Consider the following 21,755-nt stretch of genomic DNA (forward strand, 5'->3'; position numbering starts at 1 on the left):
ACTACACTCATCTATGATGCTGAAGTTTCTAAGTATCAAGTCTGAACTTCCAGCACACTCCAGTTTTTTTTTACACTTCCCAGACTACAAACACACTTTTATTTCTAACTACATCTTGAAACTCAAAAACGATTCACTTTTACAGTCAATTACTGTTTTGCTGTATCTATCTTAAATACATAGGAATGTGAACATCTGAATCCCAAAAAACATTTTTGTTTTACCGCCTTTTATGGTGAGGAAAGGGGTTAGACATGAGTAGCATGACTTTGCTTTTTTCGGGACAAGGGTCTCAGTATGTCGGGATGGGAGCGGCATGGCAAGGAGGTTTTTCAGAGGCAGATCTCATCTTTGAAGAAGCTGCTGATATTTTGGGATATGATTTGAAAACTTTATGTATGGAAGGACCCATCTCCCAATTATCAAGAACATCTTACACCCAGCCTGCACTACTCACGATCAGTGTAATCGCATTCAAACGTTACATGCACGATGTTGGGATTATTCCCGAATTTGCGGCAGGGCATAGTTTGGGTGAGTATTCTGCATTGGTAAGCAGCGGAGTCTTGTCGTTTGGCGATGCTTTGCGGGTGGTACAAGAACGGGGGCGCTTTATGGAAGAAGCCTCAGAGGCCGGAGTGGGTTGCATGATTGCTGTTCGGGGAGCTAATTTAAAGCTGCTAGAAGAGCTGTGCGATCACTATGCAGTAACCAGTCAGCCTATTACCATCGCTTGTTATAACTCTACTTATCAATACGTCGTTTCTGGTCATCATGACTCTGTTGCTACGGTGGAAGGGCAATTAGAGCAACGTGGGTTCCAAATTACCCGTTTGCAGGTAAGCGGCCCTTTTCACAGCTCGCTTATGCAGCATGCTGCTGATCGATTAGCATTGGAACTGCAAAAATATACGTTTCATGAACCGCTGTGGCCTGTCATTTCTAATGTTACAGCAATGCCATATACGGATGCCAACAGCATTCGTCAAGGTTTGCATTTGCAAATGATCCATCCAGTGCGTTGGATACAAACGATGCAGTATATGGAGAAACATGGGGTGAAGCAGGGAATTGAATTAGGACCGCGAACGGTGCTGAAAAACTTGGCGAAGGAAACCAACATCGCTTTTGAAGTTCTTTCCTTGGACAGAGACTTGGATCGGATTGAACTGGAACGTCGTTTTTCGCTCCGTGATTGGTTGGTCAAACCACTGGCGGTGGCGGTGTCTACACCCAATGCTAATTGGAATGAGGATGAGTATCATAATGGGGTTATTTTACCTATTCGCAGGTTGGAGGAGTTACTCAAAAGCATAGAATCGGGCAGATCTTCTTCTGCTTATAAACTAAGACGCGAAGCGCTGGAGTGTATTCGCCTGATATTGCAAACCAAACAAGTATCTGCAGGAGAGCAGGAGCAAGTTTTAGACCTTTTAAGGAGGGATCAGAATGGAGCAGTTTCAAACATTAATTGAAATCATTCAGGACCGAGCCAGTAGAGCTGAAAACGGGATTATTTTCATTTCGGGTGATACACAGGAGGAATATGTAAGCTACAGTCAACTTCTGGAGCAAGCACTGCAGGTGCTTTATCAATTGCAGGAAAAAGGAGTACAGCCTGGAGATAAGCTGATTATGCAAATTGAAGAAAATCACACCTTTGTGAATGTGTTTTGGGGCTGTCTGCTCGGAGGAATCGTCCCCGTACCTGTAAGTATCGGGAATAATGATGAACATAAAATGAAGCTGTTTAAAATCTGGAGTACCCTTACTTCCCCTTACATGATTGCGGATCATAAGGTATTAGAGCAGCTAGAAAAGTATTCTCACCAGCATGAGATGCTGGATTTCTTTGATTCTGTAAAAAAAGCGACCTTTTCTAGCCATGATTTTGATTATTCCGATCAGAACAAAGGGATCATTCATGATTCCAGACCGGAAGATTTGGCGTTTATTCAATTTTCCTCTGGTTCGACAGGTGATCCCAAGGGAGTCATGCTAACGCATGAGAATCTCGTATACAATATTCGGGATATCGCCAGTCAAACGGGAATGACTTCAAGTGACGCGTATCTAGGCTGGATGCCGCTCACACATGATTTGGGATTGATCGCTTTCCATTTAACCTGTGTCATTGCTCATGCTAAGCAGCTTATTATGCCGACAGCACTTTTTATAAGACGTCCGTCTTTATGGCTAAAAAAGGTGTCGGAACATAAGGTGACTCAAATCTGCTCTCCTAACTTTGGCTTTAAATTTTTCCTGGATCAATATAAATCTAAAACGGCGGATAACTGGGATTTGTCAAGTGTTCGCATGATTTTAAATGGGGCTGAGCCCATATCGGTGGAGCTTTGCCATGTGTTTATGGAAGCCATGAGTGCACATGGATTAAAAAAAAATATCATGTATCCTGTATACGGCTTGGCAGAGGCAAGCGTAGGTGTTTCTACTCCACCTTTGGATAAAGATAATTTTGTTACTATTCATTTAAATCGGCAGCAACTGCATGTAGGTGAACCTATAGAAGAAGTAGATTCAACTGATAAACGTTGTCTTACATTTGCGGATTTGGGCTACCCCATGGCCAGCACCTCTGTTCGTATTTGTGATGAGCAAAATCAGGTGCTAAAGGATGATGTAATCGGATACACCCAAATTAGCGGCAAAAATGTGACTGCCGGGTACTATAACAATCCCGAGGCTACCGCAAAGGTCAAGACAGAAGATGGCTGGCTCATTACCGGAGATTTGGGTTTTATGAGAAACGGACGATTGGTGATTACAGGCAGAGCCAAGGATATTATTTTCGTGAACGGCCAGAACATTTATCCGCATGATATCGAAAGGATTGCGGAGGAACTGGACGGGGTGGATCTAGGGAAAGTAGCCGTCTGCGGTGTACATGATGCACAAACTAGACAGGATCGTATTGTTGTTTTTGTGATGCACACGAAAAAAATAGAGTTATTTTTGCCACTAGTCCAAAGGCTGAAAAGCCATTTGAATTATCGGGGAGGATGGCATATTCAAGATGTAGTTCCAATCCGCCGTATTCCCAAAACTACTAGTGGAAAGGTTCAGCGCTACAAGCTGGCTCAGAGCTACGAGCAGGGAGAATTTGATGTAGTTTTGGCATCCCTGACCGAGGCCGCTCGAAATATACAGGAAGGGAACTATGCCCCTGTGCCTCAGGGTGAAATCGAGCAAAAACTGATTGGGATCTGCCAAGCTATTTTAAATGTACAATCAATTGGGAAGGAAGACAGCTACTTTGATATCGGCGTAACTTCCTTACAACTCGTTCAGATCGTGGACCAATTAGAGGAACAACTCGGGATTCATATTGAGGTAACGGACTTCTTCTCTTATCCGACTATCGCCAAGCTAGCTGGATATATATCCAGTCAGAATTTAGGTCATAAGGTGATTATAGCACCGCAACTGGAATCCAAAGAGGAGTCGGAGGACCGGGATATCGCCATCATCGGTATGTCAGGTAAGTTTCCTCAAGCGGAAACATTGGAGCAGTTTTGGACGAATGTGGCATCAAGCGTTGACAATATCGGCCCGTACAGCGACGAAAGAAGAAAAGATGCCGAAGATTTCATTTCCCGTCTGAATACGGAAGGAAGGAATATGCAAATCGCAGAAGGCGGCTATCTGGATGAAGTAGACAAGTTTGATTACTCCTTCTTTAAGTTGACTCCACGGGAAGCCTCACTCATGGATCCGAATCAACGTTTATTTCTACAGACAGCCTGGAGTACGATTGAGGATGCGGGGTATGGAGGGAAGCAGCTGGCTGGCAAAAAGGTCGGTGTGTATGTCGGTTTTTCCAAAACCAGCTTTGAATACGAGCGTTTGTTGTCCGAGGTGGAACCAGGCGCGATTCCAAACTTTGCCATTGGTAATTTATCGTCCATTATTTCCAGCCGGATTGCGTATTTGCTTGATTTAAAAGGCCCAGCACTGACCATTGATACGGCATGCTCCTCGTCACTCGTGGCGGTGCACCTGGCATGTAAGTCGATTTTAAATGGAGACTGTGAGATGGCTTTGGCCGGTGGAGTGAAGACTATTTTGCTGCCGTTGAAAGCTGGTATTGGCATGGAATCCTCCGATGACCGGGCACGAGCATTCGACGATCAGTCGGACGGCACAGGCTGGGGAGAAGGCGTTGGAGCCGTTCTCTTAAAGCCGCTTCGTCAAGCGGAAAAAGACGGAGATCACATTCTGGGTGTGATCAAAGGAAGCGCGATTAATCAGGACGGCAGTACGATTGGAATTTCTGCGCCCAATGCGCTGGCTCAATCAGAAGTCATTTCGCAGGCGTGGCGTGATGCACGGATTGATCCCGAGACAGTGAGTTATATTGAAGCTCACGGTACTGGCACCAAGCTGGGTGACCCCGTTGAGATTAAGGGCATTACCCAGGCTTTCCGCAGATTTACACAGCGCAAGCAGTTTGTGGCGATAAGCACGGTCAAAACGAATATTGGGCATTTATACGAAGCTGCTGGGATTGCGGGATTGATCAAATGTGTGCTGTCGATGAAGCATCAGCAGATTGCACCGCTCGTTCATTTTCGCACACCCAACCGGAACATCCATTTCGAAGAATCTCCGGTGTATGCCAACACTAGACTAAGGGAATGGAAGACAGACGGATTTCCGAGAAGATGCGGGGTGAGTTCCTTTGGCTTCAGCGGGACAAACTGCCACGTGGTGCTGGAAGAATATATAGCGAAAAAGGGTGCGGATCAAGAAGCCACCGACCGAAAAAATGAATCATCGCCATTGCTGCTGACACTGTCCGCGCGAAGTGAAGGAGCTTTAAGCGAGTTGATTGCACGGTACGTGGATCGCTTTGAACATGAGGAAGAATTGCAGATGGAGGATGTCTGCTATACGGCTAACACGGGCAGAAGCCACTTAACATACCGAGTGGCTGTGATAGCCGAAGGAGCGGAGGCTCTGAAAGCGAAATTACTTCAGCTTCATGAGCAGGGCAAGGCCATTGAAGGTGTATACATTGGAAAAGTAGATAGCAGTGGTGGTACAAAAACAGCCGTCGGAAGCTCAGACACTTTGCAAGCACTGGAACAAGTAGCAGTGAAGTACGTACAGGGGGCACAGATAGACTGGGACACGCTATACGCAGGTCACTCGTACAAAAGGGTTTCTTTGCCTACGTATCCGTTTGAAAAGAAAAGGTGCTGGATTCATGTGCCAGAACAGATTCGAGCGGAGCAGACTGCATCCGTTTATAAAAATACAATAGTAAGGGAGTCTGAAATTATGGAGAATGAGTATTCGACGTCAGCGTCGTTTACTGAACAGCATAAATCTTCCATTCAACAAAAGTTAGCGAAAATGATCGGTAATGTATCACAACTTAGTCTTGAGGAACTGGAACCGCAAACACATTTTCTAGAACTAGGGCTGGACTCCATTAATTTGTCCCAGGTCCGCCACAGTATCAAGGATACATTCGACCTGGATATCCCAATGAATGAATTTTTTGAATCGCTGACCACGCTCGAACTGTTGACTAGCTACGTTGCAGATCAGGTGAGTATTTCCTATTCAGACGAGACAGCAGCAGTTGGTGCTGTGGAAAGACAACCGAAAATACCCCTTAATCGGGTAGATGCTACTACAGTATCAACTTGGACAGGGCAGGAATCCAGCGCAATTGGTACATCGTCTCATGGAATAGTTACGTCCGGGCAAGAGCCATCTCAAAGCACAACGGTTATAGAGACTTCTGCGAGTGTCGAGAAGATTTTGCAGCAGCAGCTGCATGTGATGTCACAGCAGCTTGATGTGCTCCGAACTCAACCGGGAAGGGCTTTACCGTCAGAAAATATAGAAAGCGCAGAGAGCATTGAAACCAAACAGGAAGTCGCAACTGCATTAGCTACTGTTCCACCGGTACTAGCTGTTCCGAAGAAGGCAGTCCATGAAGCAAAACCGTTTACGCCATATAAAAAGCTGGAGGTCAAAGCCCATGAATTGCTTTCACACCGACAAGAACAACATCTGCAAGAGCTGATTGAGCGCTATACTGCTCGGACGCTAAGCACCAAGCAATACACTCAGCAGTATCGGTCTGTCTACGCGAATAACCGTAATGTAGCTGGCTTCCGGCCTATTTTAAAGGAAATGGTCTATCAAATTGTATCTCAACGTGCAGACGGGTCCAAAATTTGGGATTTGGATGGGAATGAATATGTAGATTTGACCATGGGTTTTGGTGTTAATCTGTTTGGACACAATCCAGCCTTTATTCGTGAAAAAATTGAGGCAGAGCTAAAGAACGGCATGTGTGTCGGACCCATGTCCAACATGGCAGGACAAGTCGCCGAAAAGATTTGCAAGCTGACCGGTGTAGAACGGATCGCCTTGTACAATTCCGGCACCGAGGCGGTTATGGTTGCCCTCCGTTTGGCGCGTGCTGCCACCGGGCGAGCTAAAGTAGCCATTTTTGCTGGCTCCTATCACGGTACATTCGATGGGGTGCTTGCGTTGGGTAGCGCTGGCAACAATAAGGAGCATTCCACACCTCTTGCTCCTGGCATTTTGCAGCACATGGTTGATGATATCGTTGTACTTAACTATGGAACGGACGAATCGCTGGATTATATACGTACCCATGGGCAGGAGCTGGCTGCTGTGCTAGTGGAGCCGGTGCAAAGTCGTCGTCCTGATTTTCAGCCGAAGGCCTTTTTACAGGAGGTTCGCCAGATCACGGAGCAATCTGGTACAGCTTTTATTTTTGATGAAGTGATTACAGGCTTCCGAATTCAACCGGGAGGCGCTCAAGCGTGGTTTGGGGTACAAGCTGACCTTGTGACTTACGGTAAAGTTATTGGCGGAGGGATGCCAATCGGTATCGTAGCAGGGAAAGCCGCCTTTATGGATGGGATTGACGGAGGCTCCTGGAGCTTCGGAGACGATTCCTATCCTCAGAATGAGCATCGCCGAACCTTTGTAGCCGGTACGTTCTGTCATCATCCGCTGGCGATGGCGGCATCTTTGGCGGTGTTGGATTATTTGGAAAACCACGGGGAGCAGCTGCAAAATCGGTTGAACAGCCATACTTCGGCGTTGGCAGCAGAGTTAAATAGTTACTTTACCGATGAGCAGATACCCATAAAAATTGTTCACTTTGGCTCACTATTTCGCTTCGTACTCAAGGGTGATCTGGAGCTTTTCTTCTATCACATGCTGGAAAAGGGTATTTACATCTGGGAAGGACGGAACTGTTTCTTGTCGACCGCTCATACGGAGGAAGATATTGCGCGGATCATACAAGCTGTCAAGGACAGTGTAGATGAGCTGCGTAAAGGGGGCTTCTTGCCTGATCTGACCCCGATCGGGAAAGGCCCAGGTCCAGGTAAGCGAAGTGTGTCTATAGCCGACCCTTCAGAAGTATCGACAGTGGACGTGGATGAAACGGTCATCCCACTAACCCCAGATCAAAGGCAGTTCTGGTTCGCTTAATGTCAAGAAACGAAGTGACTTCTTGACATGCGAACGTATATTAATGTGAGACGTTAAGTGAATTGGCCAATCCCGTATTGATTTTGCCGAAAAATTGAATAAAGTGCACTTCGACGTCTTTACGCTTCAAATTTGATGAAATGTCAGGTTCTATTCTTAGGACTTGGCATTTTTAGTAGTGAGGGCATCAGTTATGTAAAAGCCAATCGGAGAAAATCACAATTGGACTGTGAGGCAGCGCTGAATCAACAGGAGCCAACAAAGGTCATATTTTGCAGGTGGTTGTAATCGCTCGTAAAGGGCAGAGCAACCATATTAAAGCTTTTGAGTCTTTAATTTGAGCTTTGAATGTCGTGAATTTTAAAGTTTATGAGGATGCATGCCAGCGAGTAAAAGAAAAAAATGAGTTTTTAAGAATCAAAACTGGAAAAAAACTATATCCTGCATAATAAGTTAGATAAGCGCATTTAGCCATTGATGGTTTAATAAAACAAATTAGATCCTCGCTTTAACAGATGGATAATTATATTTTATTAGTATGAAGATAGTTTTCTTATACAGTGGACCGTTCATATTTACCTTCTTATGAGAACTTTATCTTGTACCCATAGCTAGGTCATATCGTGTTTTTTAGGCTAGCCCATAGTTGGAAAGGATAAAATTAATTCCTTGAATACCCCATAGTAAAGGAGTCTGAAAAGATGGTGAATGAGTATTTCTCGACGGAATCTGCTTCCAATCCGCAAAAATCTACGATTACTAATAAACTGTCAAAAATAATCGAAAGTGTATCCCAACTCAGTCCAGACGAATTAGAGCCGCAAAAACATTTTTTAGAACTGGGTTTAGACTCTATTCTTCTGTCTCAGGTTAGACACAGCATTAAAAGTACGTTTGGCTTGGAAATCCCGATGAACGAATTTTTTGAATCACTGACTACGCTAGAGTTGCTGACAAACTATATTGCTGATAGGGTAGCCTCGACCTCTGAAGAATTGACCCGGAATTCGGAGGAGCTTCAGTTGACTGCGTCGTCCAGTGTCACCTCTTCGGTGCCTTCCGTCTTGCCGGGCTGGAGTCAAAAATCCACTACCCCTATAGAAGATCCCGCATCCCATGAAAGCAAGCTATCAAATGAGGATATATTTGCGGGGAGAGAACGAATTTTAGAAATGCAACTTCAACTCATGTCGCAGCAGATGGAAATACTACGTCAGTCTCGTCTTGCACCAGTGGCAATGTCTGAATCGCATTCACTACAAACTGCTGTCGAGCCTCAGACATCCGCGATGCAGGAGGTAGCTGCCACAGTTACTTCTATTTCCTCCGTCCAGGCTTCCGTCTCAGCTGTTTTGCCAGACGGAAAAGAATCGAAAGCATTTGTTCCCTATCAAAAAATAAATGTGCAAGCCCATAATTCACTTTCACTTAGGCAGGAAAAGCATCTGCAAAAGCTGATTGAACATTACACGATGCGCACACGAAAGACTAAAGAGTATACTCAGCAATACAGGTCTGTATACGCCAATAACCGGAATGTGGCCGGATTTAGGCTTGCTCTCAAGGAAATGGTGTATCAGATTATATCTCAGCGTGCAGAGGGTTCTAAAATTTGGGATTTGGACGGTAATGAATATATTGATTTGACGATGGGGTTTGGGGTCAATTTGTTTGGTCACAACCCATCCTTTATTCGTGAATCGATAGAAAAGGAAATACATAACGGAATGTGCCTTGGACCGATGTCCAATATGGCCGGGCAGATTGCCGAAAAGATTTGCAAGATGACAGGCATGGAACGAATTGCGCTATATAACTCGGGGACAGAGGCGATCATGGTCGCTCTTCGGTTAGCTCGGGCTGCCACCGCACGGGATAAGGTGGTGATTTTTTCTGGTTCCTATCACGGTACTTTTGATGGAATATTGGCATTGGGGGGGACAACGGATGACAGGGAACAACATTCCACTCCCCTGGCACCTGGTGTACTACAGCACATGGTGGACGATGTCGTTGTGCTCAGTTATGGAACGGACGAGTCACTCCAATATATCCGCTCCCATGCCTATGAACTGGCTGCTGTTCTCATAGAGCCAGTGCAGAGTCGTCGCCCTGATTTCCAGCCCGCAGCTTTTCTGAAGGAAGTACGTCAGATTACGGAGCAATCCGGGACCGCGTTCATTTTTGATGAGGTAATTACAGGCTTCCGTATTCAGCCGGGGGGCGCGCAGGCGTGGTACGGGATTGAAGCCGACCTTGTAACTTACGGTAAAATCATTGGGGGCGGGCTTCCCATCGGTATCGTGGCAGGGAAAGCATCGTTCATGGATGGAATTGATGGAGGAGTGTGGAGCTTCGGAGATGACTCTTATCCACCGCATGAGCAACAGCGGACGTTTGTAGCGGGAACTTTTTGCCATCACCCCCTGGCTATGGCAGCTTCCCTGGCCGTACTAGAGCAGTTGGAGAAGGACAGGGGGCAATTGCATAACGAGCTGAATAGTCGTACGAAGGCGTTCGCAGCAGAACTGAATCACTATTTTACGGAGGAACAGATACCTATAAAGGTCGTTTACTTCGGTTCCTTGTTCCGTTTCATCCTTAAAGGTGACTTGGAACTATTCTTCTATCACATGCTGGATAAAGGAATTTATATATGGGAAGGCCGGAACTGTTTTTTGTCAACGGCTCATACTTCGAAAGACATAGAGCGGATTGTACAGGCAATTAAAGAGAGTGTTAATGAGCTGCGCAAAGGAGGATTTCTGCCGGATCTGTACCCTCATGAAAACCATCTAAACAAGCCTTTTATTCCTGAAACTGCAACTGCAGACCTTAAGGAATCGACGATTATGCTGACTCCGGATCAGAAGCAGTTATGGTTCGCCTCGGTCTCGGATTCAAAGGAATCGCAGTCGCTTCATGAGACTGTTTTACTGCGCTACCGGGGTCCGCTACATCTTAAGGAATTTAATGAAGCTGTCCATCGCATTGTTAAACGTCACGAAGCCTTACGCACCTTCATGGGAGAGGATGGAGAAACGCAGATCATCGCCCCGGCAATGACCCTCAGCATTCCGCTGCATGATATCAGCAGTCTTTCTGTAGAGGAGCAGAAACACGATATCCGTGCTTGGATGGAGAAGGATAGGGAGACCGTATTCCCAATAAGTGCGGGCGAACCTTTATTCCGCATCCGGCTTTTAAAAACGTCGAATGAGAAGCACATCGCTGCATTTACATTTCATCATCTCATTGCAGATGGCTGGTCCATCGGAGTGTTTTTCCATGAGTTGGAACAATTTTATTCCGCTTGTGTACAGGGGGAACACTGCACGCTTCCCGACCCTGTTCCGTTTCGAGATTTCGCAGCATGGCAGCAAAACCAGTTAGAGGTAGGTGGAGCGGCTGCCCTTGCTTTTTGGTCAGATGTACTTGCGAAGCCATTGCCCGCCCTTGACTTGCCGTCTCTCCAACGCAACATCAGCTCTCCTTCTTCGCGCGGAGCACGGCACACCATTGTGGTGGATGCACCTCTGGTGAAGCAACTGAAATCAGTCAGTATTCGGCTTGGCAACAGCATGTTTGTGACTTTATTATCTGTTTTCCAGCTTTTTTTACACAGAGTGACAGGCCAGAATCAAATCATGGTAGGTATTCCAACCGCAGGGCAATCTCATATGGGTGTGTCCCCGCTAATTGGCAACTGCGTTAACTTGCTCCCAGTGATTTGTGAGGTAGACTCTGGAGCAACGTTCACGGAATTCACACAGACGGTCAAGCGAGTAATGCATACGCTGGATGCTTATCAGAAATACAGCTTTGCCGGACTTGCCCAGATAGGATTAAGGCATTTGCCCGTCCTTAAGGTGTTGTTCAATATGGATAGGCCCATTCCAGAGTTTCACTATTACGGACTGGAAACAGAATTGTTGGAGCATGAAATATTGTCCACTCAATATGAGTTGTTTCTGAATGTTACGGAGTCTGGTCAGCAGTTACGGCTTGATTTTGACTATGCAGCGAGTCTTTTTCAACAAGACACTATGGAAATATGGGCGCAATACTTTTTACATCTGCTGAGCTCAATTGTGCAAGAAGACGGAATGCGTGTATCTGCGCTGTCTTTGCTTCGAAGTACGGAAAGGGAGCGGCTTCTGGAAGTGTGGGCGACATATGCGGATGCTAAAGGGAATTATCCTTGTGTCCTGGACAAATATAAAAATCCGTCTCCTACGGGTACCATCGGACAAGTATATTTGGCCACATCTGCTGGTTTACTGGGAACGACGCTGGAATGGGCTTATATCGAGGTTGGAGGGAGAATTCGACATATCGGTGCAGCCAACCGAGATGTTCTTATTCGCGGTCATCAAGTGAATCTTGAGCAGATAGAGAAACATCTTTTGCGAGCACTAGATTTGGATGCCTGTGTTTTGACGGCACGGAAAGACGGTGAAAGCAGTAACTCTTCGTATCTAGTGGCTTATATAGTGGACAATAATTCTAATTCGTGGGATATAGCGAAGCTGAAAGAGAGTGTTAGCTCAATACTTCCTGATTATGGGCAACCTCGCTTTTGGGTTCTGATGGATAGCATCCCTCTTTTGGCTGATGGGAAGCCGGATTTTCAATTATTGCCGAAACCAGAAGATATCAGGATAGAGGACTCGCAGAAGCAGGTTTCTGACAGCAATATGACTGAGGACAAACTGATATCCATATGTAAGGAAGTTTTGAATGTATCTGATATCAGATACAACGATAATTTTTTTCAAATGGGTGGAGACTCCTTAAAAGCGACTGTTCTTCTAAGCAGAATTAACAAGGAATTCGAAGTATATATTCCGCTGGTACAAATTTTACAACTGCAAACGGTTGCACAACTGGCGGCACATGTAAAAGGAGGACAAAAGCGAAAGTTTGAGCCGCTTGTTCCGGCAGATTTACAGCCCTTTTATCCGGTATCTCCCGCTCAAAAAAGAATGTATGTGCTGGATCAACTGGGTGGAGGTGCAGCGTATCATGTATCGGGTCAACTGCATATAGAGGGAGAGTTACACGTTTCCAGGTTCATTGATGCAGTGAAGGAGGTTTTTTCACGGCATGAATCCTTTCGGACGTATTTTGAGATAGTAGACGGGGAAACCGTGCAGAAGGTACAGGATGTGCTTTCACTGGACATTCCTGTTACTCAAATTTCCGAAGAGGATGCTAATCACGCCCGTGAACTGTTTATTCAGCCATTTGACCTCAGTAAGGCTCCTTTAATTCGTGCTGAGTTATTCGCAATCCATCGTGACCAGTTTATGTTGCTGATCGATATGCACCATATCATTTCAGACGGCTTCTCAATGGCAGTATTAATGGATGAGATCAGCACGCGGTATCAGGGTATGCCACTTGCCCCCATTGACGTTCACTACAAAGACTATGTCGTTTGGCAAAAACAACATTATGCCGGAGACAGCCAAGCAAAGGATGAAGCATTTTGGTTAGACACGTTGGACGGCGAGCTCCCTGTATTAGACCTGCCAACTGACTTTGCTCGTCCGTCAAGTCAGAGCTTCGCAGGGGACAGCCTTACCTTCATTGTGCAATCCAAGCTGACGGATAGACTTAATCAATTGGCAAGAGACACGGGAGCAACGCTCTTTATGGTGCTTTTGGCAGCTTATAATGTGCTGTTAAGCAAATACTCCGGGCAAGAGGACTTCCTCGTAGGTACACCGGCAGCGGGTAGAGGGCATGCGGATACGGAAGCGATGATCGGCATATTTGTGAATACTTTAGTTATCCGTAATCGACCGCTGGCGTCTCAGCCATTCAGTGCTTTTCTGGAGGACGTAAAACATAACACTCTGCTTGCGTTGGAGCACCAGGAATATCCATTTGACCAACTGGTCGACAAACTAGATCGAGTACGCGATGTAAGCCGCAATCCCATCTTTGATACGATGTTCAGTCTGCAAAATAAGGGAACAGAGGTCATTGAACTCAGCGGACTTCGTTTGCAACCGAATGAGTTTAATGCAGGTGTATCGAAATTCGATCTTTCATTACATGTAACGGAAACTCAAGACCAGTTAACTTTCACCTGGGAGTATGCGACCAGCCTGTTTAGGCTGGAGACAATTGAGCGATTTGCCCTCCATTATATAAAAGTGTTGGAAATCGTAACTCAAGATGTCGGAATTCGCTTGGCTGACATGGATATGCTGACAGAAGAAGATAAGCACTTATTACTATATGAGTTCAACAACACCTCTGCCTATTTTCCGCGGGATGCAACGATTCATGGAAGGTTTGAGCAGCAGGTTAGCAGGACTCCAGATGACATGGCAATCATATTTGGAGATAAGTGTATGACTTACCAAGAGTTGAATGAGCTGGCGAATCGTTTAGCGCGAACGTTGCGGGCGGAAGGAGTAGGACCAGATCAGCCGGTGGGGATTATCGCTCAGCGTTCACCTGAGATGATGATTGGCATCTATGCAATTCTAAAAGCGGGTGGAGCTTATGTACCCATTGATCCGGGATACCCACAAGAAAGAATTCAATATATGCTTGAAGATTCGAAAACACAACTGGTGCTGACACAACCACAGTTTGCAGAAGAGCTGAAGCAATATGCGGACTGCAAGGTAATGGTGTTGGATTATGCTTCCACGATCATGGCTTTGCAAGCATCCAGGTCGACGGAGCCTACGACCGACTGCATGAGTAGCTGGCATGAAGATGCCTCCAACCTTGAACCTATAGCAGAACCCAACCATGCGGCCTATATCATTTATACATCCGGTTCTACAGGGAAACCGAAAGGGGTTATTGTTGAACACCGCTCAGTCGTGAATCGGCTCTGCTGGATGCACAATAGATACGGCCTAAGCGCAGAAGATACGATTTTGCAAAAAACTGCCTTTACTTTTGACGTATCCGTATGGGAGTTGTTCTGGTGGTCGATGGTAGGCTCTAAAGTAAGCTTATTGCCAATCGGCGGAGAAAAGTCTCCCGAACAGATCTTGAACACGATTAATGAAGACAAGGTAAGCACCCTTCATTTTGTACCCGCGATGCTGCATATTTTTCTGGAATATCTGGAGCAGCAGCCAAGGGAAACAGTGCAAGCAAAATTGAAAACGTTAAAACATATATTTGCCAGCGGTGAAGCATTGCCTCCTCAGCAGGTGGCGCGTTTCTATCGAATTATGTCAGGGATTGGAAGCGCAAAACTAATTAACTTATATGGTCCAACAGAAGCTACTGTAGACGTTTCATTCTTTGAATGCGAGCCTGTGGAAGAGCACTCGGTGATCCCGATCGGTAAACCGATTGACAATATTCATTTGTATGTTGTACAGGAAGGTACGGAGCGATTGCAGCCGATTGGAGTGGCGGGAGAACTTTGTATCAGTGGTATAGGAGTAGCCCGTGGTTATCTTAATCGACCGGAATTGACCAAGGAGAAGTTCGCTACTAATCCGTTTAACAGCGGAGCGGAGGGTTATGAGCGGATGTACCGCACAGGAGATTTGGCGCGTTGGATGCCTGACGGCAACATTGAATATTTGGGGCGGATCGATCAACAGGTTAAAGTAAGAGGATATCGTATTGAACTGGGCGAGATTGAAGCGCAGTTGCTGTCTGTAGACGGAATCCAGTCAGCAGTAGTCATAGCACGGGAGAACAAAGACGGCTACAAGGATTTGTGTGCATACTTTGTGGCTTCTGAGCCATTAAGTCCGCTGAACGTGCAGAATGCGCTCAAGCAGAAGCTACCGTTTTATATGATTCCAGCATATGTGGTGCCTATGCAGCAGCTTCCCCTTACGGCCAATGGAAAAACGGACCGAAAAGCTTTACCTGAGCCGGACCGACATGACTCTTTACAGACGGATTATGTTGCTCCGAGAACAGATGTGGAAAGGGCGCTGGTCGTGGTATGGCAAGACGTTTTGGGAAGTGATCATATAGGCGTTCGAGATCATTTTTTTCTGCTTGGCGGCGATTCTATTAAGGCCGTTCAGGTTGCCTCACGTCTGCGTCAGCATGGTTATTCCCTTGACATTTCTCTCTTGATGGAGCACCCGTTCATTGAGGATCTCAGCAAGCTTGTGACAACTTTATTCCGCTACACAGACCAGAATTCAATACATGGAGAGATTCCAATAACATCGATTCAACGGCAGATGCATGAACTGGGTACATTTTACACCTTACGGACGGCAACATCCATGCTATTTGCAGGCAACCCGCATTTCGATGAGGATCTGTTACGGTTTGTGCTGCAAACATTAACTACTCATCACGAGGGATTACGGCTTGGTCAGGCGTCGATCGACGAACCGTCAACCCTTGTATACCGAGATGAAAATGAAGAATGGTTCACACTTGATGTGTTCTCACTTGCAGATGATGACCATCAAGCTAGCAAGCAATTACAGAGCGAATGCTTCCGGATTCAAAACAGTTATGGAATGTTTGAGGGACCCAGAGTACGCGCAGGCTTATTCCGGATGTCGGGCTCCGACCAGTTCTTTCTTTCTGTAGATCCGCTAGTGGCTGATCCTACATCTTGGCGTATCCTGCTTGAGGATTTCACAACTGCCTATGAACAAGCTCTTAACGGGGAACCGATAGTGCTTCCTGACAAAACAGATTCTTACCGCTCCTGGATGCGGTGGCTAGAAGACTATGCAGACAGCAAAAAGCTGGCCAAAGAGAAACTCTACTGGCTGGATAAAGTTAATTTCGATGGCGAATTTATACCGAAGGATCATAAGGCACCTGTACATTCAGAAGCACTTCGTCCAGTAGAGCATTGCATCATACAGCTTTCGGACGAGAAAACAAGCCAGCTGTTAACACGGGCTAACCGAACCTATAATACGGTGACCGCTGAGTTACTGCTTGCTGCATTGGGACTGACTATAGTGGAATGGTCTGGACAGTCTAAGATTGCCATTGGATTTGAGCATTATGATCGGGAGCAACAAACTGTGACTTCGGACAAACCGGACCTTTCAAGAACCGTAGGTCAATTCGGTTCCATATATCCGCTTGTTCTGGATATGGAGCCTGGAGAAGACAGTTCTCTTTTGCTCAGAAACGTAAAGGAGACGGTCCGGCAAGTACCCAACCAGGGTTTAGGATATGGATTACTAAAATATGGAGCTGCATCCTCTGGCAGATCAGAATTTAATGCTCAGTATTACCCGGAAATTGGCTTCCGCTTGATTCATTCTGAACCGGTCAGTTCCTCTCACTTTCATACTTCGCCTATGGATGCTGAATTATGGTCCGGCCAGAATTGTAGCGTTTCTGATTTAGCCTATCCCCTCTATCTGGATGGGCGGCTGAAAGACGGTAAGCTTTCCATCTGCATGCTTTATAACCGTCACGCGTTTGAAGCAGATACTATCCGAATGCTTCAGTTGCGTTTTGAACATCATTTGTCGGGCATTATTCAGCATTGTCTGGACCAATCCAGACGGCAACTAACACCATCGGATGTGGGAGCACGTGGTTTGGATCTAGATGAGTTTGAAGACATGAAGCAGTTTTATGAGAATCTATAACGATTCGTCCGAGGAGGATATCCATGATCAAAGGACTTGAAATTGAAAAAGTGGTCAACTTGACTCCCTTACAGGAAGGAATGCTCGTTCATGCGCTGATGGAACCAGAATCACAGGCTTATTACGAGCAATTACGTATTTCTATTCGGGGAGATCTGGATTGGAATGCCCTGCAAGAAAGCTTTCAGCTGTTGGTTCAGCGTCATGAAACACTGCGCTCGAACATTTATCATAAATCCGCTTCTCGTTCGCGGCTGATTGTCTTTAAGAAGCGAAACACGGCGATTACTTACGAGAATATGACAGAGCTGACCGGAAAGGAGCAAGCCGATGCTATTCGTAGATTTATGGATGTGGACCGTAACACCCATTACGATTTGAGCAGGGATATGCTCATCCGGATGGCTGTACTTCAAACGGATAAAGATGCTTATACGTTACTTGTAAGTTTTCACCATATTATTATGGACGGCTGGTGTCTTGGCATCATAATGGACGAGTTGTTAACGGCCTATGAGGCTTATCGTACAGGCCGTCCCGTTCAATTGCCTGAACCACGACCTTACACCGGGTATGCCGACTGGCTTGAAGAACAGGATCAGGAGGCGGCCAAGGGCTACTGGAGTTCTGAATTACAAGGTTACGAACAAACGGCTGGACTTCCGATGCTAAAAACTCCAGCTACAACTCCTGAAAAAGGCGGCTATCTGCTGCAGGAATATAGAACGACGCTGACGGAAACAGAGACCAGCACTTTGCGGGCGATTGCTGAATGCAATGGGACCACGCTCAGCAGTCTTTTTCTGGCCGCCTGGGGAATTGTACTTGGTCGTTACAACGGAAGCAAAGACGTAGTTTTTGGCACGGTGGTATCTGGCCGCCCGTCGGAATTGGATGAAGTAGAGCGAATTGTCGGATTGTTCATTAATACCATTCCATTACGAATTAGATTAAATGAAGAAAAGAGTTTTGTTGAATTATTGCGCGATGTCCAGAGAGCCTCTGTCCAAGGAAGGAGGAACGGATACTGTTCACTTGCTGAAATCCAGTCGCAATCTGCACTCAAGCAACGCTTGCTTGATCATATCGTTGTATTCGAGAACTATCCGCTGGAAAACATGATCGGGAGACGGGACTGGCAAGACAAACTCGGATTCATTATTGAGGACGCTCGGTTATTCGAAGAAATACCGTATGACTTTAATATTGAGGTTGAAGATAAGAAGGCAATGAGTTTCATATTGTCCTATAACGGCAAGGTCTATAGCAGTGAAGCGATGAAGCATCTGGCCCATTATTTGAAGCATGTCTTCCTGCAAATTGCCAGTAATGCAGAGGTTTGCCTCCGTGACGTTCGGCTGTTAACAACCGAAGAAGAGGCTAATATGACGAAATTATGGAGCGGACCCGTTGTCCAGTTTCCTGCACTTACTTTTCACGGGATATTCGAAGCGCAGACGGAGCGTACACCAGAACAAGCGGCCGTCATATATGAAGATACGATGCTCACTTACAGACAACTTAATGATAGAGCAGACGCTCTTGCCCATCTTTTGCAGAAGCGTGGAATTACACGGGAGAGTCTGGTCGCTGTCATGGTTGACAGGTCTGTTGAGATGATAGTGGCGGTGCTGGGCATTATGAAAGCCGGAGCTGCCTATGTGCCAGTAGATCCCGTGTATCCAGAAGAACGTATTGAATATATGCTGCGTGACTGCGGAACGACGATTGTGCTTACGCAATCTCACCTGAAGGGCTGGCTGAAAACAATGGATTTTATGGGCGAGGTAGTCGATCTCGCTACCTTGCCACTCCAGTCCGAGATGGATTCGAACAAGCAGTATATCTCCACATATGAGCCCAGCTCTTTGGCGTATGTCATTTATACATCGGGTACCACAGGTAAGCCCAAAGGCGTTATGGTTGAACATCAACAATATGTCAACACCGCACTCGGTTACAGACACAGCCAAGGATTTAAAGATTTCCCTATTAAGCTACTGCAAATTGCCAGCATGTCGTTTGATGTGTTTGCATGCGATTTGGCCAAGGTATTTGTCAATGGAGGTACCTTGGTCATTTGTCCTGAAAACGTGAGAAATGATCCAGCTGCCTTGGCTACACTGTTGGAGCAGCAGGAGATTACTACGTTTGAGACGCCGCCTGTGCTTTTAGCTCTGCTATTGAATTACATCTATGAGCATGGTACAAATATCAGTTCTCTAAAGCTTCTTACTACTGGAGCAGATAGCTTGGCTGTTGCTGATTACCGTAAGATGTTGACCCGCTTTGGCAGCAAAATGCGGATTATTAATACGTATGGAGTTACCGAAGCCGCAATCGAATCTAGTTTTTATGAGGACGAGCTGGAAAAATTGCCTCTGTCCGGTATTGTCCCTATCGGCAGAGCTCTACCTAATCATAAGTTATATATTGTTGATGACAGGATGCGTCCGGTCCCTGTCGGTGTAACGGGCGAGCTGTGTATTGGTGGAGCTTCTGTAGCGCGGGGATATCTTAATAGGCCGGAGCTTTCGGCTGAGAAATTCGTGTCTGATCCGTTCTTGCCCGGTGGACGCTTGTATCGTACGGGGGATCTGGCACGCTGGCAGCCAGATGGGAATATTGATTTTATCGGGCGAGCTGACTACCAATATAAAATTCGCGGATACCGGATTGAGACTGGAGAAATCGAATCTATTTTGCTCGAAACGGAAGGAGTACGCCAGGCGGTTGTTGTTGATCGACTGGACACAGCGGGACAAAAGTATTTATGTGCCTATGTTGCAGGTGCAGCTGAGAAAGACATGCTGCGGGATAAACTGGCTCGGCAGTTACCAGTCTACATGGTTCCAGCCCAAATCATTGTATTGGAACAGTTGCCATTGACCCATAACGGGAAAATAGACCGATCCAATCTGCCCGAACCGGATGAAATAGCACCGTTGGATACCGTATATGAAGCACCACAGGATGAATTGGAAAAAACAATTGCTTTGATCTGGGAAGAAGTGATCGGTGTTAAACCAATTGGATTACACAACAACTTTTTCGAGCTTGGTGGGGACTCGATTAAAGCATTGCAAATTGCAATCCGCTTAAATGCCAAAGGCCTGAAAATGGAAGTAAAGGACTTATTCCGTTACCCTGAAATTCACCTGATAGCGCCGTTTATAAAAAAAATCACCCGTATCATTCCCCAAGGGATTGTAGAGGGTGAGGTAGAATTGACACCCATTCAACTCGATTTTTTTCAGCATCATCGGAGAGATCGTCACCATTATAATCAGGCGGTCATGCTGCAAAATGATGAAGGATGGAATGAATTATGGCTGAAAAACGCCATGGACAAGCTGGTAGCCCATCACGATGCATTACGGCTCATTTTTGTGGAAGAGGAAAAGGGAGCCTCCGCCTATAACAGGGGAGTGAACGAAGGTGAGTTCTTTACATTAACGAGCTATGATTTGACACAATCAAGCCAGCCTGAAGAAGAAATTCGACACATTGGTGATGAGCTGCAAAGCAGTTTGGATCTGCAACGAGGTCCTCTCATACGTTTGGCCTTATTCCATTTATCCGGTGAAGATCATCTGATGATCGTTATCCACCATCTTATTGTAGACGGTGTGTCATGGAGAATTTTACTGGAAGATTTGGGTACAGCCTATGATCAGGTAGCTCGGGGTGAGATGCCGAATCTGCCTGCCAAGACTGATGCTTACAAAGAGTGGGCTTCAGGACTGACTACTTACGCCGAAAGCGTACAGGTACGCCAAGAAATCAGCTACTGGAACCATGTAGATTCACGCAGGATGCGTCGATTGCCAAGGGATCATGAAATCGCGGTTAGCCTGATACAAGATCGACGCCTAGTGGAGGTGATACTCGGCAGGGATGAGACGGAAAAGCTGTTGAAGCATGTACATCATGCCTATCATACGGAAATGAATGATCTGTTGCTTACAGCCTTAGGTCTGGCTTTTTATGAATGGAGCGGTTATAACGAAATCCCGATTTTGCTGGAGGGGCACGGCAGGGAGGAGATCATTAAAGATTTGGACATCTCTCGTACAGTCGGCTGGTTTACCTCTCTGTATCCTTTTGTAATCGAGATCAACAGACCTGAGAACTTGGCCTATCAGATCAAAATGGTTAAAGATAAGCTGCGGCGGGTGCCTAATAAGGGCATCGGTTATGGTATTTTACGTTATTTGACCAAGGACCAGACTAATGCGGCTTCTCTGGTCGCAGCACCATTCCCGGAAATTAGCTTCAATTATTTGGGACAATTCGACGAAGAAAACAGCGCAGACATGCCTTGGCGTATTTCCAGATTAGCAGACTTAGCCAATGGTGAGAGAAGCCCGCGTGCGGAAAAGACGAATACATTTGACATTAACGGCATGATCACGAACGGAATCCTTCGGTTTGGATTTGAATATAACGGGCTTGAATATGGTGCAGCAACGGTAGAGCGATTAACGATCGGCTTTAAAAAACATCTATTAAATCTTATCCATCATTGTTGCACTAAGGATCAGGCGGAGCGCAGCCCTACGGATTTTACCTATAATCAATTGTCTATGGGGCAATTTGAACACATATCAAGCCGATTATCGGATAAGCTGGGAAATCTGTTGAAATAAAGAATATCCGCAAGTGGAA

General features: G+C 46.0%; 4 protein-coding genes. All 4 read left to right on the forward strand.

Annotation, left to right across the window (positions count from 1 at the left end):
• The first annotated feature begins 254 nt into the window (after window positions 1-254).
• The 4 genes from fabD to ACYCS5_RS27455 all read left to right on the forward strand — a co-directional run bounded on the left by fabD (window position 255) and on the right by ACYCS5_RS27455 (window position 21,736).
• The gene (gene fabD, locus ACYCS5_RS27440; RefSeq protein ID WP_165150600.1) at window positions 255-1,475 is read left to right on the forward strand and encodes an ACP S-malonyltransferase; all 1,221 of its coding nucleotides are present in this window, start codon (window positions 255-257) and stop codon (window positions 1,473-1,475) included.
• On the forward strand, window positions 1,450-7,509 hold the full coding sequence (locus ACYCS5_RS27445) for an aminotransferase class III-fold pyridoxal phosphate-dependent enzyme (RefSeq protein WP_238438021.1): 6,060 nt from the start codon (window positions 1,450-1,452) through the stop codon (window positions 7,507-7,509). Before fabD ends, ACYCS5_RS27445 begins: the two co-directional genes overlap by 26 nt.
• A 704-nt stretch (window positions 7,510-8,213) precedes the next feature.
• Window positions 8,214-17,087 (forward strand): amino acid adenylation domain-containing protein, encoded by an 8,874-nt coding sequence (locus ACYCS5_RS27450; RefSeq protein WP_425312666.1) that lies wholly within the window; start codon window positions 8,214-8,216, stop codon window positions 17,085-17,087.
• A 23-nt stretch (window positions 17,088-17,110) separates the two neighbouring features.
• The gene (locus tag ACYCS5_RS27455; protein ID WP_340885378.1) at window positions 17,111-21,736 is read left to right on the forward strand and encodes an amino acid adenylation domain-containing protein; all 4,626 of its coding nucleotides are present in this window, start codon (window positions 17,111-17,113) and stop codon (window positions 21,734-21,736) included.
• The last annotated feature ends 19 nt before the right edge of the window (window positions 21,737-21,755 follow it).

The organism is Paenibacillus sp. SEL3, from assembly GCF_054602585.1.